Raw genomic sequence first — 19,974 nt, 5'->3', positions numbered from 1 at the left:
TCAGATTGCTGACAAACCCCTGGCACCGTCTGGGGGTTTGTGATTCATTGGGACATGTTGAAGAAACCTGCCCCCACCCAGACGGCTCTTGAGATGGTGACGCTCGACAGTCTGGTGCCGAAGGATCACCTGCTGCGCAAGATCGACGCGGTGATCGACTTTTCCTTCATCCATGATCGTGTTGCGGGGCTTTATTGCGCCGACAACGGCCGCCCGCCGCTCGATCCGACCTTGATGTTCAAGGCGYTGTTCATTGGCTACCTGTTCGGCATCCGCTCGGAGCGTCAGTTGGTGCGCGAGATCGAGGTCAACGTCGCCTATCGCTGGTTTCTGCARATGAAGCTGACGGACGGTGTGTTTGACGCCTCGACGCTGTCGCAGAACCGYCGCCGGCGCTTCAACGACACGAGCGTGGCACAGGATATTTTTGACCACATCGTTGAGCAGGCGATCCGTCATGGCCTGRTGGACGGCACGGTGCTTTATACGGATTCAACGCATCTGAAGGCAAATGCCAACAAGGGCAAATATGATCTTGCGATGATCGAAAAGTCGCGCTCCGATTACTGGGCCGACCTCGACCGGGCGATTGAGGCCGAGCGAGCAGTGCACGGCCAGAAGCCCTTGAAGGAAAAGGAGCGCGAGCCGCAGGTGAAGGAAACCAAGGTGTCGCGCACCGATCCCGACAGCGGTTACATGGTGCGCGACGGCAAGCCAAAGGGCTTCTTCTACCTCGATCACCGCACGGTGGACGGCAAGCTTGCGATCATCACCGATACCCATGTSACRCCYGCCAATGTGCATGACAGTATCGTCTATCTCGACCGGCTGGACCGCCAGCGGGAGCGGTTCGGCTTCGAGGTCGGTGCTGTCGGGCTGGATGCCGGCTATGCCACGTCCGGCATCGCCAAGGGGCTGGAGGACCGCACCATCCTCGGTGTCACCGGCTATCGCAACCCGACCCCGCCCAAAGATGGCATGATGCGCAAGTCGAAGTTCGTCTACGAGCCTGAGGCGGACGGTTATCGCTGCCCCGAAGGCCAACTGCTCGCCTATGCCACCACCGACCGCAACGGTTATCGCCACTATCGTTTGCCGATGCCAAGCAGCTTCACGGGCATCGCTATGCCCGCTTTCGAAGTCTCACCCGCGTCGCATGCCAGTGCCTGCTGGCTGCAGCCGCCCAAAACATCAAGAAGATCGCCATGGCGCTCACCAAGCCACCCAGACCAGCCATSGCATGAGGGCCAGAGGCCGCCAACTTCGCCCCGCCTCAGAACCCAACTAAAACAACCAACGTCCAAAAAACAAACCCGCCGAAAATATCGGCGGGTTTGTCAGCAGTCTGAGCCCCGGATTTTGGTCCGGGGCTTTTTGTTGTCAGTTTATCTTCGGGGGCTGGCTGAGGTCCGTTGCAGGCGGCGCGGGCGTTGCGGGTGCCGGCGCGGGCGGCTGGCCGGGCAGGCCGTTCATCGGCGGCAAGCTCAGTCCGGGCATTTGCGGTGGGCCGCCGCCCGGGGCTCCCAGCGGGGGCAGCGACAAGCCGTTGCCGCCGAAGCCCGGCACTTCGATCTTGATCGAGTTCGGATCGACTTTCGGTCCCTTGTCCAGCCAATACGTTACCGATTGTGGCCAGAAGATCACGATCGCGACGAGGACCAGCTGCATGCAGACCCAGGGCAGGGCGCCCATGTAGATGTCCGACGTCTTGACGCTGCGATCGGCAATGGAGCGCAGGTAGAAAAGCGCGAAGCCGAAGGGCGGGTGCATGAAGCTCGTCTGCATGTTGACGCAGATCAGCACGCCGAACCAGATCAGGTCGATGCCGAGGGCTGAGGCGACCGGCGCCAGCATCGGAATGACGATGAAGGCGATCTCGAAGAAATCGAGGAAGAAGGCCAGCACGAATATGAAGATGTTGACGAAGATCAGGAAGCCGACCGGGCCGCCGGGGATGCCCGACAGCATGTGTTCGATCCAGCGCGAGCCGTCCATGCCTTGGAAGACCAGGCTGAAACAGGTCGAGCCGATCAGGATCATCACCACCATCGAGGTGATGTGCATGGTGGAGCGCATGGCCTCCTGCATCAGCGGCCAGGTGAGGCGGCGGTGCATGGCGGCAAGCACCATTGCGCCGACAACACCGAGCGCACCGGCTTCGGTGGGGGTTGCGAGCCCCATGAAGATCGTGCCGAGAACCAGGAAGATCAGCACGATCGACGGGATCATCCCGGACAATACCCGCAGGAGCAGCGCCCAGTTGAAGTCGCCCCGCACTTCTTTCGGCAGCGGCGGCATAGAGGCCGGCTTCAGGATCGACAGGATCAGGATATAGCCCATGAAGATCGCGACCTGCAGGATCGATGGGCCGATGGCGCCGAGATACATGTCGCCGACCGATTTGCCGAGCTGGTCGGCAAGGACGACCAGCACCAGGGACGGCGGAATGACCTGGGTAATGGTGCCGGAGGCGGCAATGACGCCGGTGGCCAGCCTCGGGCTGTAGCCGTAACGCAGCATGATCGGCAGCGAGATTACGCCCATGGTGATGACGGATGCCGCAACGGTGCCGGTGATGGCGCCAAGCACGGCGCCGACGAGGATTACCGCGTAGGCAAGGCCGCCGGGAACGCGGCCGAACAGCTTGCCTGTTCCCTCGAGCAGATCTTCAGCCAGTCCGCAGCGCTCCAGTATGGCGCCCATGAAGGTGAAGAAGGGGATGGCGAGCAGCAGGTCGTTGGAAACGATCCCGAAGAAGCGCAGCGGCAGGGCCTGCAGGAAGGCCTCGGTGAAATGTCCCGTGGCGATGCCGATGATGCCGAAGAACAGGCCGACGGCAGCCAGCGAAAAGGCGACCGGAAAGCCGTAGAGCATGAATAGAACCATGCCCACGAACATCGCCGGCGGAATAATGCCGAAATCAAACAATGGTGTTCCTCCGGTCCGGCTTACTGCAGCGGTTTTTCGTATTTCGTATCGATCAGGATGTAGCCGGTCAGGGCGGCGATCCGCTTGATCAACTCGGAGATCCCCTGAAGCGACAGCAGCCCGAAGCCGAGAACGAGGATGAACTTGACCGGCCAGCGGATCAGGCCGCCGGCATTGGCAGAGATCTCATGCTGTTGGTAAGAGGACAGGAAAAAGGGCCAGCAGAGCCAGGTCAGGAAGATGCAGGCCGGGATCAGGAAGACGATGAGGCCGATGATATCGATCCAGATCCTCGCTTTGTCGGAAACGGAGCCGTAGATGAGGTCGACGCGTACATGTTCGTTCATACGCAGCGTGTGTGCTGCACCGAGCACAACGATGAAGGCGAAGAGATACCATTGGATCTCGAGCCAGCCGTTGGAGCTATAGTTGAACGAGTAACGGATGAGTGCATTGGCGGCGCTGATCAGGCAGCAGAGCAGCACCATGTATTCGGACAGTTTGCCCATGAATTGGCTGACCGCATCGATCAGCCGGCTGACCGTCAGCAAAGCCGGCATGCCTTTCCCCCTTTTTATCGTGCCTGTTTCGACACGTTCTCCTCTCTGGATTGGTAGACTAGGGTGTTTCAAATTGGAAGATTAAAGGGGGCGTGTTGGAATATAGTCTTATGCGAAGCGCACGCCGCAGGCACTGCCGACGACTCCCTGGCACTGCCGACAATCGAGCATGGCGGGCCCGGAATCAAAGATCTCCTTGTAGCTGCGTAAACCTTTATGAAACCAGGATTTTCGCGTTATGGTTTCAAAAAATTCAACCAAATCTATGGTTTGGACGAAATCAATTTTTAAAGGGTTCGCAGTAAGGTCTCGCCGCACAGGAAAAGCATGGATGAAGCCACATAACCCGGGCAGGGTTCCAACGGATGTGTATCTGTCGTTTGTGAGTTCCCTTTCTGGGAACCGCATGACGTTGCTCGTCGGTGTTATCGTTCACGCGGCGACTTGCCTCGCAATCGCCGCCAAGACGCAGTCTTTCCTGTATCTCATCCTCGCCGCTGCCTTCGTCCTTGTGTTCGGCGGACGCATGGCGATCTTCTGGCAGTTCGATCGCGTCGACAAAGAAAGACTCTCGTACGCCGGAATCCAGCATTGGGAGCGAATTCTCGTGGCCGGCGCTGCCGGCACCACGACACTCCTGGGCATTGCCAGCGGTTATGCCATATTTTTCTTGGGCGATGGTTTTGCGGAGCTCGCCTGCATTGCCGTGACCATGGCCACCATGGTTTCCGTCGTCGGCCGCAACTACGGTTCGCGCATGGCGATCGACCTGCAGACCTTCTCTTGTTGCCTGCCGATGATCATCTGCAGCCTGATGGCGCTGGACTTCTATCGTGGAATCCTGTCGATTTTTCTCATCCCATTCTGGCTGACGACACGGGCCATGGCCAACGGGGTGCGCGAGTTTCTCTACGAGAATGTCATTGCGCGCCGGGAAATCACCGTGATCGCCGACCGTTTCGATACAGCGCTTAATAACATGCCGCATGGCCTCGTCATGGTCGATCCCGAAAACCGTATCCAGGTAATCAACCGCAAGGCCTGCGAACTTCTGAAGATCGGCGACCCCGAGCGCTTGAAGGAGCGCGACCTCAGCGCGGTCCTGCGTTACGGCGCCCGCTACAGCTTTATGGATTCCACGCAGCCGGAGCTCATCCTCCGCCAGATGACCCAGGTCGCCGATGGCAAGCTGTCACGCATGCTCATCCATTTTCCCGAGGATCTGTCGCTTGAATTCTCCGCAAGCCGCCGGCCTGATGGCGGCGCGGTGCTGATCTTCGAAGACGTGTCCAGCCGCGTGAAGGCAGAGCAGAAGATCTTGCACATGGTTCGATTCGATGCTCTGACCGGGTTGCCGAACCGCGAGTATTTCAGCCATCTCGTGCAGGACTATCTGAACAAGCACCCGAAAAAACGCGGGCCTGTTGCGTTCATGGTGCTTGATATCGACGAGTTCAAACACGTCAACGACATGCGCGGCCATATCACCGGCGACCATCTTCTCTGCGCTATCGCCAACCGCATCGAGGAGCAGGCGCGCAAGGCCATCGTCGGCCGTCTGATGGGTGACCAGTTCATCCTGTTCTTCCCGCATGCGAAGGATATGGAAGCGCTGGACGCAGAAGTTCGTCGTTTGCATGCTGCCATCCAAGGCAACTACGAAGCCGATGACGTGACCTTCTTGGTTTCGCTGAGCGGTGGCTTTGCGCTTCTTGAAAGCGATGCCTTCGCGATGGAAGAGTGGAGCATCAAAGCCGACCTGGCATTGTTCGAAAGCAAGTCGAAACAGCGCGGCGGTATTGCAAGCTTCGAGCGCGAGATGGATGGCCGCTACATCGAGCAGCAGAAGCTCAAGGCCGATCTGCGCGAAGCGGTCGGGATGCAGGGGCTCAGCATTGCCTACCAGCCGATGTTCAAGGCCGACGGCTCGCGTATTGAATGCGCCGAAGCGCTTGCTCGCTGGGTGCATCCGGAAAAGGGTGCCATTCCGCCCGACGTGTTCATCCGCCTGGCGGAAGAGATGGGCATCATCTCGGACATCACACGCTTCATCCTGATGAAGGCCTGCGCAGATTGTATGACTTGGCCCGAGCATATCGCGGTCTCGGTGAACCTTTCCGCCAGAGATCTGCGGGATGCAGACATTCTTTCCGCGGTTTCCGAAGCACTGAGCGCCTCGGGTCTGGGGCCCGAGCGACTGCATCTCGAAATCACCGAGAGTTGCTTGATCGACGAGCCGGCCGCTGTGCGCGCCATCCTGGCGGACCTGCGGGCGCGCGGCATCACGATCGCCATCGATGATTTCGGCACGGGTTTCTCGAGCCTCAGTTACCTCGACACGCTTCCGCTTGATATCGTCAAGATCGACCGGTCCTTCCTGCGAAACATCGTCGAGGACGACCGCCGCCTCAAACTGCTGCGCGGTACCGTCAATCTGGCGCGTGAACTTGGCCTCAAGATCGTCACCGAAGGTGTAGAGACGACCGAGCAGTTGGCCCTTCTCAACAAGTATCGTGCGACCGATCTCGTGCAGGGCTATGTTTTCTCGCCGGCCGTTCCGGCGCAAAATATCGCGATCCTTTCGCAGAGCCTTGCGGGCGGCCCCACCCCGCGCCGCCGCCCTAAGGTAGCCTGAATCTCAAATTTTCAGCTTGTGGAAGCGGCCCATGCCGCTCCGTTCCCTGGCGAACGCCGTTAACCTTAACAATTCAAATATAACGCAAATTATCGTTGGTTCCTTGCCGTCGGCTGTTTTTTCGGATGATTAATGAATTATTAACCGATCAGCCGAGGAACCATGGTGGATACTCCTGTAACAACGAGCGATTTCAGTAATAAGCTTCTTGGAATTCTAGATCATATTGAATACCGCCGCATGGAAAGCAGCGAGGACATGATCGAGGTGGAGCGCCTGCGCTACAAGGCTTACAAGGCCCATGACGTGCTGGCACTGGCTCCGAAGGGACTGTTGGACGCGACCGATTTCGACAGTCACGCGCATGTCTTCGGTATTTATTATTACGGCGAGTTGGTCAGCACGATACGGCTCCATTATGTTACACCTGAGCATCGCGTCAGCCAGTCCGCGGGTGCCTTTCCGTGGGCGATGGACGCGCTGCTCGATGCCGGGCTGACACTGATCGATCCGGCGCGGTTTGCCGCCGATCCTGATCTGACGGCCGATCTGCCTTGGATTCCCTATCTGACGTTGAGACCCAGTATCGTCGCGGCCGCATACTTCCGCGCGGACCGCGTCCTTCAGTTCTGCCGGCCTCCGCATGCCGCATTCTACAAGCGGGTCTTCTATGCCGATACGATCGTGCCCGGTCAGCTGGCAAAGAACTACGGAATCGACATGACGTTGATGGCAACGAACGTGATTGAAGTGGGGCGCAAGCTGCTGACGCGCTATCCGTTCTTTATCTCCAGCGCCAGCGAACAGCGCATGATGTTCTCGCGCATTCCGGAGGACACGCTGCCGCCCCTCACGATCATCCCCACAGCTCGCTTCGTGCCGAACGGTCAGCTTGGGACGGATCTCCCCCTCTGATCTGCGATGCATCGCGAAATGGAGAGTGTCGCACCAACTGCGGCATTCTCCTGCATTGCGCTTTTCCCAGGCTTTGTGTAATGCCTGACAAGGGAATTTCCAGGCGCAAGCCTTGGGAAATAATGGCATTCGTGGCCGCGTCTCAAACCGGCCAGGCATTTTGAGGGAGACGATATTCATGGCTGAGCATCACACCGGACCTGCAGAAGTCGGCGCGCCGATGGACTATAAGGAACACGAGCAGACCTACCTCATGTTCCTTGCCGCTGCTAAGTACGGCACGCTGTTTCTCGTCGCTCTCCTGCTTGGCATGACGGCTGGCTTCTTCACCGGTGCTGGCTTCCTCGGCGGCCTCGTTGTCCTGCTAATCGTCTTCATCGCCGGCCTCGTTCTGCTGCGTTAAGCGCGGCGCGGGGAGGGCGCTTTTCCAAGCTTTGACTGAATGTTCGGGCTGAGCAGGGGGACCTGCGGCAGGCTGGCTGACCCGGAGGAGGGGCGGTTGGGCAATATTGTTTTTGTGGCGAAGGAAACCACGGGGGATGAGACGCGCGTCGCTGCGTCCGTCGAGACCGTAAAGAAGATGATTGGGCTCGGTCTCGACGTCGTCGTCGAGTCCGGAGCGGGCACCAAGTCGAAAGTTCCGGATGCGGAATTCGAAGCGGTCGGCGCGCGGATTGGCTCGATCGGTGCGGCGGCGACCGCGGATGTGGTATTGAAGGTCCGTCGTCCGACGGACGAGGAGATCGGCGGCTACAAGGGGGGCGCGGTCGTCATCGCGGTCATGGATCCCTACGGCAATGACGAAGCGATCGCCGCCATGGCCAAGGCCGGGCTCTCCAGTTTCGCTATGGAGTTGATGCCGCGCATCACCCGAGCGCAGTCCATGGACGTTCTTTCCTCGCAGGCAAACCTCGCAGGCTATCAGGCGGTCATCGAAGCGGCTGCGGTTTATGACCGTGCCATGCCGATGATGATGACGGCGGCCGGCACCGTTCCCGCGGCCAAGGTCTTTGTCATGGGCGCTGGTGTTGCCGGCTTGCAGGCTATCGCCACGGCGCGCCGTCTCGGCGCCGCGGTGTCGGCGACCGACGTTCGCCCCGCGGCCAAGGAGCAGGTTGCCTCTCTGGGCGCCAAGTTCATCGCCGTCGAAGACGAAGAGTTCAAGGCGGCCGAAACGGCCGGCGGCTATGCCAAGGAAATGTCCAAGGAATACCAGGCGAAGCAGGCCGCCCTTGTGGCCGATCATATCGCCAAGCAGGACATCGTCATCACCACGGCCCTGATCCCGGGGCGTCCGGCTCCGAAGCTGGTCTCGCGTGAGATGCTGAAATCGATGAAGCCGGGTGCGGTTGCGGTCGACCTTGCCGTCGAGCGCGGCGGCAATATCGAAGGCGTCAAGCCGAACAAGGTCGCCGACGTCGACGGCGTGCGCGTCATCGGCTTTTCGAATATGGCCGGCAGGATCGCTGCCAGCGCCTCCCAGCTCTACGCCAAGAACCTCGTCACCTTCCTTGAGACCATGGTCAACAAGGAAACGAAGTCGGTCACGCTCAATCTCGAGGACGAACTGATCAAGGCGACGATGCTGACACATGCAGGCAATGTCGTGCACCCGGCGTTCGGCGCAAAGAAGGGGGATAACTGATGGCCAGTGAAGCAATGGACAAGGCGCTGGAGCAGTTGAACCAGGCCGTGAATGCCGTGGCGGCCGCGGCCGCCCATGCTCCAGAGGCGGCAAGTGCTGCAACCGGCGGTGCGATCGATCCCTTCGTGTTTCAGTTCGCGATCTTTGTGCTGGCGATCTTCGTCGGCTATTACGTCGTCTGGTCGGTGACGCCGGCGCTGCATACGCCGCTGATGGCGGTGACCAATGCGATCTCGTCAGTAATCGTTGTCGGTGCGCTTTTGGCGGTCGGCATTTCGACCAGCGGGCTTGCGACCGGCTTTGGCTTCATCGCCCTGGTCCTCGTCTCCGTGAACATCTTTGGCGGCTTCCTTGTCACCCAGCGCATGCTGGCGATGTACAAGAAGAAGGACAAGTGAGGACCGCATGAACAGTATCGCAGCCTTTCTCTATCTTGTTTCCGGCGTGCTTTTCATCTTGGCATTGCGCGGTCTTTCCCATCCGGCCACCAGCCGCAAGGGCAATCTTTACGGCATGACCGGCATGGGGATCGCGATCCTCACCACGTTGACGCTGGCGACACCCTCGTTCGGCGGGCTGGTGCTGATCGTCTTAGGTCTCGCCATCGGTGGCGGCGCGGGCGCCTATATCGCCCGCGTGATCCCGATGACCTCGATGCCGCAGCTGGTTGCAGGGTTCCACTCGCTGGTCGGCCTTGCCGCCGTGCTTGTGGCGGCCTCGGCGCTCTATACGCCGTCATCCTTCGGCATCGGCAATATCGGCGGCATTCACACCGAGGCGCGGATCGAAATGGCGCTCGGCGTTGCGATCGGCGCGCTGACCTTCACCGGCTCGATCATCGCTTTCCTGAAGCTCGACGGGCGCATGTCCGGCAAGCCGATCCTGCTGCCCTTCCGTCACCTGATCAACATCGCCCTGCTGGTGTTGATCGTGCTCTTCATCATCGGCCTCGCCGCAACGGAAAGCCATTTCGATTTCTGGGCGGTCGTCGCGCTGTCACTGGCACTCGGCGTACTGCTGATCGTGCCCATCGGCGGCGCCGACATGCCTGTCGTCGTGTCGATGCTCAATTCCTATTCGGGATGGGCGGCCGCCGGCATCGGCTTCACGCTTGGCAATCTGGCGCTGATCATCACCGGCGCGCTGGTCGGTTCGTCCGGTGCGATCCTCTCCTACATCATGTGCAAGGGCATGAACCGCTCCTTCGTTTCCGTCATCCTCGGCGGCTTCGGCGGCGAGACGGTCGCGGGCGGCGCGGATAATTCCGACAAGACGGTCAAGCTCGGTTCGGCCGAGGATGCCGCCTACCTGATGGCAAATGCCTCGAAGGTCATCATCGTGCCGGGTTACGGCATGGCGGTGGCGCAGGCGCAGCATGCGCTGCGCGAAATGGCCGACAATCTCAAGAAGAACGGCGTCGAGGTGAAATACGCGATCCATCCGGTCGCGGGCCGTATGCCGGGTCACATGAACGTGCTGCTTGCTGAAGCGAACGTGCCCTATGACGAGGTCTTCGAGCTTGAGGACATCAACTCGGAGTTCGCGCAGGCTGACGTCGCCTATGTCATCGGCGCCAACGACGTCACCAATCCGGCGGCGCGCGATGACAAGACCTCGCCGATCTACGGGATGCCGATCCTCGATGTCGACAAGGCCAAGACCTGCCTCTTCGTCAAGCGCTCGCTCGGCTCCGGTTACGCCGGTATCGACAATACGCTGTTTTACAAGGACGGTACGATGATGCTGCTCGGAGATGCCAAGAAGGTCACCGAAGAAATCAACAAGGCGATCGGCCACTGAAGCGTCGCCAGCATGCTTGATCTCGATTAAACTACAAGGGCGCGGACTTGGACCGCGCCCATTGTTTTGCACGGTGATGTCATGTCCCTCGAAACGCTGCTCCTCTACGTTCCCGCCTGTTTTGCGCTGAACATGGCGTTTGGTCCGAACAACCTGCTCTCGGTGACGATCGGTGCGCGCGCAGGAATGGGCATGGCAATTGCAGCCTCCGCCGGGCGCATCGTCGCCTTTGCGATCATGATCGCCATCACGGCCTTCGGTCTCGGCGCCCTCCTGATGGCTTCAGGCGTGGCCTTCTCGATCGTGAAGTGGCTGGGTGTCGCTTATCTGCTCTGGATTGGTTTCAAGCTGTTCCGCGCGAAGGTGGATGTGTCGGAACTGGCGGCTGCCCATCACCCTTCAACGTTCAGGGCGTATGTGCGGCAGGAGTTTCTTGTTGCGTCGAGCAACCCCAAGGCGATCCTGATCTTCACGGCTTTCTTGCCGCAGTTCGTCGAACGCAATGCCTACTGGCAGAGTTTCTTCACGCTCGGAGCAATCTTCCTGGTCTTGGAGGTCGGGGCGATCAGCATTTATGCCTTCGTCGGCTCGCGACTGCGTGGCGTCATGCGCAATGCCTGGGCGGTTCGCCTTGTCAATCGGATCAGCGGCTCGATGATGATGTTGTTCGGCGGCGCTCTTGCGCTGACGCATCGTTCCGCTTGACACGGAAAGGAGAGAGGCGGGTGCCTCTCTCCTCTTCGGCGCGACCTGAGATCAGGTGGCGGCCGGCGCCAGCGTCAGTTTCTCCACGCCGAGCGCGAGATTCAGGCCTTCCTGAGCCTGAACGTTCAACGGCTGGAGCATGAAGGATTGGTTGGTGCCGCCGGCAATGACCTTGGCACCAGCGCCGGCGCCGAAGCTTGCATCGACCCCTACGCCGTAATACTCACCGGCCAGCGCGTAATCGGGAATGTCGGTTCCGGTCTTGGCCAGAACCTGCCAGATCATCACAGTCTTGCCGGTCTGGCCGACATCCAATCCGAATTTCTGGATCGTTCCGGCATAGACGACCTTCGGGCCACCCTCCGCCGGCGTAAAGGTGCAGAGCAGGTTCTTCTGCGAGGTGACGATCAGTCCCTGACCACCCTGCGATCCGCAGACGAGCTGGCCGAGGGTGATGTAGTTTGCGGCACTTGCCGGGTTTGCGATGGCGGCTACTGCGGCAGCCGCCGCGGCAATCATCGTTTCCCTGAACATGGACTTCTCCTTTCGAGTAGCCTGTCGGAAACGAAGGTCCAGTGTTAATTGTTCCGTGCGTTATGCACGCTCGAGGTTGCGACGAGGAGCCGTCAACGCCCAGTAAAAGCCTTCTGGCGGGAAGTCGATTTCCACGGTCCCACCAAAAGCGGCGGCGGCGTGATTCTTGATGATGGTCGTCCCAAAGCCGGAATTCTCGGGAGCGCGCGCTACCGGACCGTCACGCTCCTCCCACGTGAAGACAACAAGAGGTTCGTTGCGCTCTTCGTTCTGGGCATCCCGCCAGCTCAGCCGAACGCGGCCATGCGGCACGGAAAGGGCACCGTACTTTACCGAGTTCGTGGCAAGTTCATGCAGGACGAGACCGAGATTTTGCACCACGTCGGGTTTGAGGACAAAATCCTTGCCAGATATCTCGGTCTGCTCGGCAGCCTGCGGAAAGCCCTTGAAGTGGATGTCGATCACGCGGCGCAGCGATGCGCCGGCCCATTGCTCGCTGGTGAGCAGGTCGATCGACCGGGACAGGCCTTCGAGGCGATCGACAACCGCTGCCTGGTATGCCTCCACGCTGTCCGCGCGCTTGGCGACTTGGCGCATCATCGCCTGCACCAGGGTCAGCAGGTTCTTGGTGCGGTGCACGAGTTCGTTCATCACGAAGTGCAGGCGGTCTTCCGTCTGACTCCGGTCGAAAGAAGCGTTGGAGAGCGCGACCGCAACTTGGTTCGCTTCGATGACGCTGGTCTCGATGGGGGCCACGATGTGGCCTTCGCCCATCCGAATGGCCATGTCGGCGATTGAGCGGATCGTCGTGCGCACCTGACGCGCAACGATATAGGCGGCCAGGATCGCGACAAGCATCAGCGCCAGGCCGCCGATGATCAGAAAGCGCCATGTCGTCAGGATAGAAGACTGCGCCGTGGCGACGGGGCCCCATATCACGGTCTTCCAGGACCAACCCGGAATCTGCGCATAGCCGAGCATCGCGTTCGGCAATACCTGCTTGTTCTCGTAGACGCCGCTGAAATTGACCAGGGAAGGCAGGATGTCTGGATTGAAAGGTTGGCCGAAGCCAATATTCGTGGCGCCGGCGGAAGCCACCACATGCCCACTCTGATCAATGACCGCCGCAGACCAATCGTTCGGCAGGCCTTCGGTGGTGACCAGCTTCGCAAGGTCCCCGGCGTTCTGTGTTATGATCAGCGCCCTGACCTTGCCGGCCTGCATCGGCATGGTGACGTTGTAGACGAACTCGCCGCTAGTTCGTCCCATGAACACATCGGACGCTTCGATTCGGCCGGATTTGATCGCGGCCTCGACGGACGGGAGATTGCCGGCCTTGCCCAGCGGTTCGCCATAGTCCCGACGGGTGTTCAAGAGCTGTTGCCCTGTTTCATCAACTGCGATGACGTAGAGATTGTCTGTACGCAGGGACGTCTCGGTGCGAGCGTGGAAGGAGGCGAAGTCGTTATTCTCCAGTTCCGGCGAGTTCGATAGCAACCTTAAAGTTGTGGCCATGTCCTGAAGCTGGCGATCGATGGAGCGGGCGAGAGCGGTCGCATCCTGGGCCGTTTCACGCCTCAGAGTTGAGCGCTGGTTGTCTTCCAGCTGCGCGAGCAGAAGTGCCACCAGTGCGAAAATCGGCAAGGCCGTCGCAAGTGCCATCGCGATCAGGTAGGTCCCGATCGATGCCTTCGGAAAGAAGCGGAAACGGCCTTTCATGAGCCGGTACCCCGCTGACTTATGCAGCCGAAATCACCGGTTCGCCAACCGTTTACAGGCATGAAAGCAAAAATCTGGACCACCGCAATTGCCTTCAACGCGCCCCCGGCTCTCCTGATAGCCTGCTATCGAAACCCACGGCAATGTTAGGGACAGGTAATGGTGCTTGCAACACACTAAAACATGTCGTCCGGCAATTCGCAAATTTTTGTTCAACCGTGGCGTCAATCGAAGCTTCCGAGGCGGAAGGGAACGAAAAACGGAGGCCGCATCGCTCATAAAAATCTCGTAAGAGGCGAGTGGTTGACAAACGGCGCCAAGCTCACTCGGGAGCGCGCCAGGCACCGCAAGGCCGTTCGGGCCCGATCGCGATGAGGGGGGAGGAAAGGGCCGGGGCGGCGAAAGATCCACGCCGAGCCGCGTGCTGCCGGCACCAGGTGCCGCTGAGCGGCGATGATGTTACCGTCGGCCCGTTTGGCAGGTCGCCTGTAGTGCCTTAGCCGGTGGCCGCGCCGACGCGGGCAAGACCGTCCTTCGCCGGCTGGTACTTCGGGTCGAGCCCGATTGCATGGCGGTAGGAGCGGGCGGCCTTGTCCTTTTCGCCACGACGCTCGTAGACCAGCGCCTGGTTGGCCCAGGATTCGGCGACGTTGCCGTTGAGCTCAATCGCGTGATTGAAGTCGGCAAATGCGTTGTCGTCGTCGTTCAGCGCGATGTAGGAAATGCCGCGGCCGTTATAGGGTTCAGGCGCATTCGGCGAGAGCGAGATCGCCTTCGAGAAGTCGTCGATCGCCTTATCCTGCTGATTGCGCTTCTGATAGATCAGACCGCGATTGTGATAGGCGCGGCCGTCGGTCGTGCCGTTCTGGATCGCCTTGTTGAAGTCGTTGTAGGCGGCATCGTCCTGGCCGGCGGAGCGGTAGACATTGCCACGGCCGATCAGCGCCACGTCGTAGTTCGGGTTGATCTGCAGGGCGCTGTTGTAGTCCTGGATCGCCTGCTGCTGCTGACCCATGTTGCGGTAGACCAGCGCGCGGTTGGCGTAGGCCTGATAGAAGCGTGGGTTGATCTGCAGGGCCTTGTTGAAGTCGTTCAGCGCCGCGCGGAAGTCGCCGCCGCGACCGTAGGCCGAGCCCCGGACGTTGTAGCCTTCCGGATCCTGAGGATTGGCATTGATGACTGAGGTCAGCGAGGCGATGTTTTCCTGCGAACCCTGCGCCTTGTCGATGCGGATGACGGCATCCGAGGTGCTGCCTGTCGTGCAGCCGGCAAGGCCTAGCGCGGTGACGATTGCGAAAACCGGTAGAACGGCGATTTTCGGCGAACGCAGAGAGCGGGTCTTGGTGATGTCAGCCATGCGGGCTCGTTTTCCCCCAGTGCAGCCGGTCCGCTTCAAGGACGGGCAAGCTTCAGCAGCAATAAAAAGGCGGTGGCGAATAGTTCGCCCCCGCCAACATGCATCTGAAAACGTCGAAATAACGACAGCTACGCTTAGCGTGCGACGAGACCTTCGCGCTGTGCCCGCTTGCGAGCCAGCTTGCGAACACGGCGAACGGCTTCGGCCTTTTCGCGAGCGCGCTTCTGCGACGGCTTTTCGTAGTAGTCGCGCATCTTCATTTCGCGGAAAATACCTTCGCGCTGCATCTTCTTCTTGAGAGCGCGGAGAGCCTGATCGACATTGTTATCGCGGACAAGTACCTGCACGAGAATCACGTTCCTTTGGTTTGGTTGATGCCGGCGTCAGCACGGCGCCAGAGGCAAAAAATATACAGTTCGCGCGGCAGCAGCCTTGCGATTGAGGATGCGGATAGCAGAACGGTGGGGCGAAGTCCATATGTTCCGGCGGTTCTTGCCGCAAAAAACGGTTTCTTATCCCAGGGAAGGCGCTTTTATGGGAGCGCAATGGGGCCATTCAGCGTAGCTGGGTGTTTCGGAGTGCTGTCGATCCGCGTTGCGCGAACTGCCCAAAACCCCGATAGCACGCTTCCTTGCCTTGTTTATTTCGTAGTTTGCGCTATATGTAGCTAATCGACTATTGGTTGTGACCTTTGTGAAAGAGCGTCAAGCTCCGTCAGATTTCCTCTCAAAATCGATCTTAGCCTTGTGAATGAACGCATGGCAGTAACGACTATGAAAGGAGATCGTTATGAATTCAGGTACCGTTAAGTGGTTCAACAGCACCAAGGGCTTCGGCTTCATTCAGCCGGATGACGGCAGCACGGACGTTTTCGTCCACATTTCCGCTGTTGAGCGCGCTGGCTTGGGAAGCCTGTCCGATGGACAGAAGATCACCTATGATCTCGTTCGCGACAAGAAGTCTGGCAAGAATTCTGCCGACAACCTGCGCGCAGCCTAATTCTCATTCGGCCCGGCTGACCACGGATGTACTGGCAGCTGAGAGCCTGATGGCGGAGGTCGGGGTCAAACCCGGCCTTTTATGTTTTTGACGCTCAAGACAGTTCGGTGGAACCAAATGGCACGAATGCCAAGATACGCTGTCGGCGACACTATCGTTCTGAAAGACGGTCTCGTTCGCACCGAAGAGGCGCGCAGGACCTGCAAGATCGCGGTAGTTCTACCGTCAGACGGGAGTCGCCCGCAGTATCGGGTCCGGTTCGAGACGGAAAACTTCGATCGGCGGATTCTTGAGAGCGATATCGACATGAACCAGTCGGTATCCCCTACGCCGAGAGTTGACGCCGACGCGGATATCCAGGGCGGATCCTGGTTGAAAACTTCAAGCATCAGGGTACGGAAGTAGCTTCCACTCTGACCAACCGGCAAACAGATTTGCCGCACGAAAGGAAAGAATTTGCAGGTTCTCGTTCGAGATAACAATGTCGACCAGGCACTCCGCGTCCTGAAGAAGAAGATGCAGCGCGAAGGTCTGTTCCGCGAGTTCAAGGCGCGTAGCGCTTATGAAAAGCCGTCCGAGAAGCGTGTTCGCGAAAAGGCGGAAGCGGTTCGCCGTCAGCGCAAGCTGGCGCGCAAGAAGCTGCAGCGCGAAGGTCTCCTTCCGGCTCCGAAGAAGGCAGTCCGTCCGGCTCGCTGAGCTGCCATGAGGCGAGCTCCGTCTAGATAGAGAGACCAGATGACTTCAAAAGACGAACTCTTCAATCCGGCCAAGCTCTCCCCGCGCGACAAGGCGGCTGCCACTGATACGACAGCGAAAGCAATCATCACGGCAGAAGCCGCGGCTCGCGAAAAGAAGACCGAGAAGCTCAGGGCGCTACGCTTGCAGCAAGAAGCCGAAGCACCAACAGCCGCCGCCCCTGCCAAGAAGCGGCGGACTGCGCCCAAGTCGGTTTGATCCTCCCAGCAGCCTCGCGCCAGCGCGCGAGGGCCCTCTCAACCCAATGGGGATACCCATGTGGATCGCTCGAGGCACGCGCGAAATCGCTACTGTGCTGTCACCTGTTGGAGCGCGGGCACCAGTTCGACGACCGGCGGGTTCCACTTTCCTGTCAAGGCTTCGCTCTCCGGTCCGTAGAGGCGCATTGTCAGGTTGAACGGCCCGGCAGGTGCCGGTAGCCAGTTCGCTTCCTTGTCCTCGCCCGGGCTCTTGTTCTGGAAGTAGAGATCAAGAGAACCGTCCGCATTGTAGGCGAAGGGCATCCAGCTGCTGACGGCAAATCGGTTCAGGCTGTTGGCGACTTGAAATCCCTCGGGATCGTAGAGCGTGACGGACCAGAACGCTTTGACCGGTGGCAGGTTCGCCTTGTCGAAGTGGATTTTGTAGCTGTTCGCTCCGTTTAGCGGGTTTCCCTTCTCGTCGCCGAGGTTGAGCGGATAGATCGCGTCCTCTGGCAGGTTTGCGCCCAGCCCGAGCTGCGCGACGATCGCCCGCTTCAAGTAGTAATTGCCGTAGACGCCCATGGTGTCGGTGTTCATCGACCAATTGTTGGCGACGCGGGCAAGCGTCGGAACTTTCCAGTCCATCAGCTTCTGGGCTTTGGCGGGAACCGCTTCCAATGCCTTGGCGACGGTTGGATCGATCTTGGTCTTATCGAAGCTTTTTCCCGGCTCTATGCCGATCCGTTTCATTAGCGCGATGATCGGTTGGTCGGTGATGTGAGGCGGATTATGTTTCATGACCTCGGACGCATAGGCGAAGAAATCCGCCGCGGTCATGCCGTCGACAGTCTTCTTGGGAGGCGTCGTCATATCGATCTTGGGATCGATCGTGACCTTCACCGGTTCTGCCGCCTTCCCCCATTGCGACAGCGGCGTGACCTTGTAGCCTGCCTGGATCTTGTGGACCGTGTCATAGTCGGCCGGCCCATCCGTTTTCGTGCGCCCAATGACCCAGACGAAGGGCGTCGGTGCGTCAATGCGCTGTACGCCGGCCGGCAGGTCCTTGCCGCTCCATCCAGGCGGCACAATCGCGAAATCCGCCTTCGCGGTTCCGGTCGTCCGCCATCCGGGCGAGGCGAATACGTCACTCCACATGTCGAGCATCGGCAGCAGGAAGTAGCGACCGTCGGTATCAGGCGCCGACACGATGACTGGTTCCTTGGTCATGTCGAGCCACGCAACGGAATAGAGCGTGTCAAAGTTCGGTCGGACGACATCTCGAAATTCAGCAGTTGGGAATTCCGGTACATTGGTGAACGCATTGGCCGGTCCACGGCCCATCTTCTTGCCCGCTTCGATATTTGTCGCCTGCGCACGGGTCACATCCATGGTGACTAGCGGATAAAGATAGACGTAGGCATCAACCCCKATGGCCGCGGCTTCCGCCTCGGTTATGGGGTCGGCGGCCATACCAGGCCCGGCAATGCACGCTCCGGTTAAAAATAGACCGGCAGCGAAATTGATAGCACGCAATGTCATTGCAACCCTCCCAACGACCGGCGCAACAATCCTCCTTGTTGAGGCGGTCCGTTCCAATTGATGCAAACCTGGGGTGGTGGCGCGTGTTGTAGATTATTCCCGAGGCTGCACCGGTTCGACTCATGCGAAAGACGTGATTTTCTGGTGCGCGAGGGCGGTCTCGCGCTGACTGAAAATATGCGCTCAGGAATTGTAAATTCAAGTGTTCTAAAATGCATTGAGGGTTGACCACTGTTTGCACGGGTCGGTTTGCGCGGGTCGGAAAGTGACTCAACGTTTTTCAAGTCGGGGTGAGAACGACCCGACGTCTCCTGCTGCATTCTCCCGTCGTGTCAAAACAAAAGCCGGTCCGCGTCGCAAAAGAAACGTTGTGCCGCTTTTGGATTTGCGATTTGTATGGCCGACGAGAAGGGACCTTTCCCCTGAAGGAGATGAAGGCGGATGCGCAGATACTCGGTTTTTGCCGTGGCGAGGGAGGCCCTGAGGGGTCACAAGGGCTGGGAGAAGCAGTGGACTTCACCGGAACCGCGCGCCGAATACGACGTCATCATCATCGGTGGCGGCGGGCATGGTCTGGGTGCGGCCTATTATCTCGCCAAGGAGCATGGCATCACAAATGTTGCGGTGCTCGAAAAGGGCTGGCTCGGCGGCGGGAACACGGGTCGCAATACGACCATCATCCGCTCGAACTATCTCTATGAAGAGAGCATGCACATCTACGAGCATTCGATGAAGCTCTGGGAGAACCTCTCGCAGGATCTCAACTACAATGTTATGTACTCGCCGCGCGGCGTGATGATGCTATCGCACAATGTGCACGACCAGCAGTCTTTCAAGCGCCACATTCATGCCAACCGCCTCTACGGCATCGACAATGAATGGCTGACGCCGGAGCAGGCGAAGGCTTATTGTCCGCCGCTCGATATCTCAGCCAGCGCCCGCTACCCGATCAACGGTGCCGCCCTCCAACGTCGCGGCGGCACGGCGCGTCACGATGCTGTGGCCTGGGGCTACGCGCGTGCGGCGTCCGATCGCGGCGTCCACATCATCCAGAACTGCGAAGTCACCGGCATCCGACGCGGCCCTGATGGTCGCGTTACCGGTGTCGAGACATCACGTGGCTTCATCGGCGCCAAGAAGGTCGGCGTTTCGGCCGCAGGTCACACGACCACGGTCATGAAGATGGCCGATGTGCGCGTGCCGCTGCAATCGAGCCCGCTGCAGGCGCTGGTGTCCGAACCGCTGAAGCCGATCTTCCCCTGCGTGGTCATGTCCAACACCGTGCACGCCTATATCTCGCAGTCCGACAAGGGTGAGCTCGTCATCGGCGCCGGCACCGACCAGTACAATTCCTACAGCCAGACCGGCGGCCTGCAGATCATCACGCACACGCTCGATGCCATCTGCGAGCTCTTCCCGATGTTCCGCCGCGTCAAGATGATGCGCCAGTGGGGCGGCATCGTCGACAACACGCCGGACCGTTCGGCGATTCAGTCGAAGACGCCGGTTCCGGGTCTCTACGTCAACTGCGGCTGGGGCACCGGCGGCTTCAAGGCGACGCCGGGCTCGGCCAATCTCTTCGCGCACCTCATCGCCCGCGATGAGGAACACAAGTTCAATGCCGGCCTGACGCTGGACCGCTTCCGCACCGGCCGTCTGATCGACGAAGCCGCCGCCGCCGCCGTCGCGCACTGACACGA

The 19,974-nt window shown here is 59.6% G+C and carries 18 protein-coding genes and 1 pseudogene; 12 read left to right on the top strand and 7 right to left on the bottom strand.

Translation table 11 applies throughout. The features are described 5' to 3' along the window. Positions 1 to 54: 54 nt before the first annotated feature. A pseudogene (locus AC1DE4_RS16545) lies at positions 55 to 1,244 on the top strand (IS1182 family transposase). 136 nt (positions 1,245 to 1,380) lie between these two features. Here AC1DE4_RS16545 and AC1DE4_RS16540 read toward each other — a convergent pair. Continuing rightward, on the bottom strand, positions 1,381 to 2,928 hold the full coding sequence (locus AC1DE4_RS16540; RefSeq protein WP_018856574.1) for a TRAP transporter large permease: 1,548 nt from the start codon (positions 2,926 to 2,928) through the stop codon (positions 1,381 to 1,383). A 20-nt stretch (positions 2,929 to 2,948) separates the two neighbouring features. Beyond that, positions 2,949 to 3,488 (bottom strand): TRAP transporter small permease subunit, encoded by a 540-nt coding sequence (locus tag AC1DE4_RS16535; RefSeq protein ID WP_018856575.1) that lies wholly within the window; start codon positions 3,486 to 3,488, stop codon positions 2,949 to 2,951. A gap of 331 nt (positions 3,489 to 3,819) precedes the next feature. Between AC1DE4_RS16535 and AC1DE4_RS16530 the strand changes: the two genes are divergently transcribed. The 7 genes from AC1DE4_RS16530 (at position 3,820) to AC1DE4_RS16500 (ending at position 11,188) form a co-directional block, all read left to right on the top strand. Then, on the top strand, positions 3,820 to 6,123 hold the full coding sequence (locus AC1DE4_RS16530) for a putative bifunctional diguanylate cyclase/phosphodiesterase (protein ID WP_026371718.1): 2,304 nt from the start codon (positions 3,820 to 3,822) through the stop codon (positions 6,121 to 6,123). Between the two features lie 162 nt (positions 6,124 to 6,285). Beyond that, complete coding sequence (locus AC1DE4_RS16525; protein ID WP_025658921.1) at positions 6,286 to 7,038, top strand: N-acyl amino acid synthase FeeM domain-containing protein; 753 nt, start codon at positions 6,286 to 6,288, stop codon at positions 7,036 to 7,038. Between the two features lie 178 nt (positions 7,039 to 7,216). Beyond that, positions 7,217 to 7,441 carry an aa3-type cytochrome c oxidase subunit IV gene (locus AC1DE4_RS16520; protein ID WP_018856578.1) on the top strand — a complete coding sequence of 75 codons (225 nt, stop codon included), beginning with the start codon at positions 7,217 to 7,219 and terminating at the stop codon, positions 7,439 to 7,441. 96 nt (positions 7,442 to 7,537) lie between these two features. After that, on the top strand, positions 7,538 to 8,683 hold the full coding sequence (locus AC1DE4_RS16515; RefSeq protein ID WP_018856579.1) for a Re/Si-specific NAD(P)(+) transhydrogenase subunit alpha: 1,146 nt from the start codon (positions 7,538 to 7,540) through the stop codon (positions 8,681 to 8,683). Next, complete coding sequence (locus AC1DE4_RS16510; RefSeq protein ID WP_018856580.1) at positions 8,683 to 9,081, top strand: proton-translocating transhydrogenase family protein; 399 nt, start codon at positions 8,683 to 8,685, stop codon at positions 9,079 to 9,081. The genes AC1DE4_RS16515 and AC1DE4_RS16510 overlap by 1 nt, the downstream gene beginning before the upstream one ends. 7 nt (positions 9,082 to 9,088) lie before the next feature. After that, complete coding sequence (locus AC1DE4_RS16505) at positions 9,089 to 10,483, top strand: NAD(P)(+) transhydrogenase (Re/Si-specific) subunit beta (RefSeq protein ID WP_018856581.1); 1,395 nt, start codon at positions 9,089 to 9,091, stop codon at positions 10,481 to 10,483. 81 nt (positions 10,484 to 10,564) lie between these two features. Next, the gene (locus tag AC1DE4_RS16500) at positions 10,565 to 11,188 is read left to right on the top strand and encodes a LysE family translocator (protein ID WP_018856582.1); all 624 of its coding nucleotides are present in this window, start codon (positions 10,565 to 10,567) and stop codon (positions 11,186 to 11,188) included. Positions 11,189 to 11,239: 51 nt separating this feature from the next. Here the strand turns inward: AC1DE4_RS16500 and AC1DE4_RS16495 are convergent, their stop codons facing one another. The 4 genes from AC1DE4_RS16495 to rpsU (AC1DE4_RS16480) all read right to left on the bottom strand — a co-directional run bounded on the left by AC1DE4_RS16495 (position 11,240) and on the right by rpsU (AC1DE4_RS16480) (position 15,145). Next, positions 11,240 to 11,722, bottom strand: a complete 483-nt coding sequence (locus tag AC1DE4_RS16495) for a DUF992 domain-containing protein (protein WP_018856583.1) — start codon at positions 11,720 to 11,722, stop codon at positions 11,240 to 11,242. 60 nt (positions 11,723 to 11,782) lie between these two features. Continuing rightward, positions 11,783 to 13,441: a sensor histidine kinase gene (locus AC1DE4_RS16490; RefSeq protein WP_018856584.1), complete on the bottom strand. Its 1,659-nt coding sequence runs from the start codon at positions 13,439 to 13,441 to the stop codon at positions 11,783 to 11,785. Positions 13,442 to 13,937: 496 nt separating this feature from the next. Continuing rightward, the gene (locus AC1DE4_RS16485) at positions 13,938 to 14,798 is read right to left on the bottom strand and encodes a tetratricopeptide repeat protein (protein ID WP_018856585.1); all 861 of its coding nucleotides are present in this window, start codon (positions 14,796 to 14,798) and stop codon (positions 13,938 to 13,940) included. A gap of 134 nt (positions 14,799 to 14,932) precedes the next feature. After that, positions 14,933 to 15,145 carry a 30S ribosomal protein S21 gene (gene rpsU, locus AC1DE4_RS16480; protein ID WP_003585885.1) on the bottom strand — a complete coding sequence of 71 codons (213 nt, stop codon included), beginning with the start codon at positions 15,143 to 15,145 and terminating at the stop codon, positions 14,933 to 14,935. Between the two features lie 442 nt (positions 15,146 to 15,587). On the opposite strand from rpsU (AC1DE4_RS16480), the gene AC1DE4_RS16475 reads away from it, so the two are divergent. From AC1DE4_RS16475 to AC1DE4_RS16465, 3 genes are all read left to right on the top strand, one after another. Further along, a complete protein-coding gene (locus AC1DE4_RS16475) occupies positions 15,588 to 15,797 on the top strand; it encodes a cold-shock protein (protein ID WP_018856586.1) in 210 nt (69 codons plus the stop codon). A 456-nt stretch (positions 15,798 to 16,253) separates the two neighbouring features. Then, the gene (gene rpsU / locus AC1DE4_RS16470) at positions 16,254 to 16,493 is read left to right on the top strand and encodes a 30S ribosomal protein S21 (RefSeq protein ID WP_007527643.1); all 240 of its coding nucleotides are present in this window, start codon (positions 16,254 to 16,256) and stop codon (positions 16,491 to 16,493) included. A 39-nt stretch (positions 16,494 to 16,532) separates the two neighbouring features. Continuing rightward, positions 16,533 to 16,751: a hypothetical protein gene (locus AC1DE4_RS16465; protein WP_018856588.1), complete on the top strand. Its 219-nt coding sequence runs from the start codon at positions 16,533 to 16,535 to the stop codon at positions 16,749 to 16,751. 89 nt (positions 16,752 to 16,840) lie between these two features. Here the strand turns inward: AC1DE4_RS16465 and AC1DE4_RS16460 are convergent, their stop codons facing one another. Continuing rightward, positions 16,841 to 18,274, bottom strand: coding sequence for a DUF1254 domain-containing protein (locus AC1DE4_RS16460; RefSeq protein WP_409564060.1), 1,434 nt, complete (start codon positions 18,272 to 18,274; stop codon positions 16,841 to 16,843). Between the two features lie 441 nt (positions 18,275 to 18,715). Between AC1DE4_RS16460 and AC1DE4_RS16455 the strand changes: the two genes are divergently transcribed. After that, complete coding sequence (locus tag AC1DE4_RS16455; protein ID WP_018856590.1) at positions 18,716 to 19,969, top strand: sarcosine oxidase subunit beta family protein; 1,254 nt, start codon at positions 18,716 to 18,718, stop codon at positions 19,967 to 19,969. The last annotated feature ends 5 nt before the right edge of the window (positions 19,970 to 19,974 follow it).

The sequence above is a fragment of the Rhizobium sp. 10N414 genome (assembly GCF_056394785.1).
Note: the sequence above shows the minus strand (reverse complement) of the source record. Positions and strands in the feature narration are given on the sequence as shown.